This is a genomic window from Tepidimonas sp. (genome assembly GCF_046292505.1).
Taxonomy (GTDB): Bacteria; Pseudomonadota; Gammaproteobacteria; order Burkholderiales; family Burkholderiaceae_C; genus Tepidimonas.
Map to the genome: position 1 here is coordinate 1 of NZ_JBKBQX010000097.1, position 1231 is coordinate 1231.

Below are 1231 nucleotides of genomic sequence, written 5' to 3' on the forward strand. Positions count from 1 at the left end.
AACGGCAATTACATATGGTGGGACGCGCCCGATATGATCGACCGGCTCATGTCCTACTGCGATCAGGACGTACGAACCGAGTGCGACGCCGACGCGAAGCTGCCACAACTTACCGACTACGAGCAATACGTCTGGGCGTTCGATCAGGTTATTAACGAACGCGGCGTGCGTCTCGATCTTCCGTTGATCCACCGTGCTAACGCGCTGGTCGACGTGGCGAAGAAACAGGCCGACCGGCTTATGCGCTCTATCACTGGCGGCTACGTCAAGAAAGTCACAGAGACGGGCAAGCTCGCTGAGTGGATAACGGCGAACGGCGTTGCATGTACGTCTGTCAAGAAAGGCGACATGGAAGACATCGTCTTCCAGGCCGAAGTGATCGACAAGCAGGCGATCAAGGAAGCCGTAGAGCTACGCAAGTCTGCCAACAAGACCAGCACCGCCAAGTACAAGGCGATGCTCGAATGTATCTGCAATGACGAACGGGCGCGCGGCTTGCTCGCCTACCACGCTGCCAAGACCGGGCGTTGGGGCGGACGGCTCATTCAGCCGCAGAACCTTCCGCGTTTCGACCAGGACAACATGGACGAACGGCATCCGGTCGATTACTTGGTATCGCTGCTGCAAAGCGACATGACCATTCCCGAGATACACGACTGCATGATGGTCGTGTACGGCGACGTCATGACGCACCTGTCGAAAGCGCTGCGCAGTATGATCGTGGCCGCGCCGGATCATAAGCTGGTCGGCGGTGACTACTCCAACATCGAGGGGCGTGTAAACGCGTGGCTGGCTAACGAGCAATGGAAGCTGGACGCGTTCGCCGCCTATGACGCAGGCATTGGACCGGACCTGTATAAAGTCGCCTACGCCAAGTCGTTTAACACGGCCATCGAAACCGTAACGAAAGCCCAGCGCCAGATCGGCAAAGTCCAGGAACTTGCCCTCGGTTATCAAGGCGGCGTCGGGGCCGTTATGGATATGGGCGAAGTCTACAACGTCAACCCTTACGAGATTGCCAAGGCCGTCAAGGAAGTTACGTCCGCAGAGATATGGGATAAGACAGCCGCAGGCTACGAAAAGGCGACGGACAAATCCGGTTTGCAAGAGCGCGAATGGACGGCAATCAAGATCATCGTCAACGGCTGGCGTGCGGCGCACCCTGGCATCGTTCAATCGTGATGCCTCGTGCAGGGCATGCTGGGCCACGAGCCAGCTTGAATTGGACAGC

The 1231-nt window shown here is 57.8% G+C and carries 1 protein-coding gene; it reads left to right on the forward strand.

What is annotated here, in order from left to right; genetic code table 11:
- Positions 1-1182 (forward strand): DNA polymerase (locus ACK4TH_RS11930; protein ID WP_409626750.1); only part of this gene is annotated, 1182 nt, incomplete at its 5' end.
- Positions 1183-1231 lie beyond the last annotated feature (49 nt).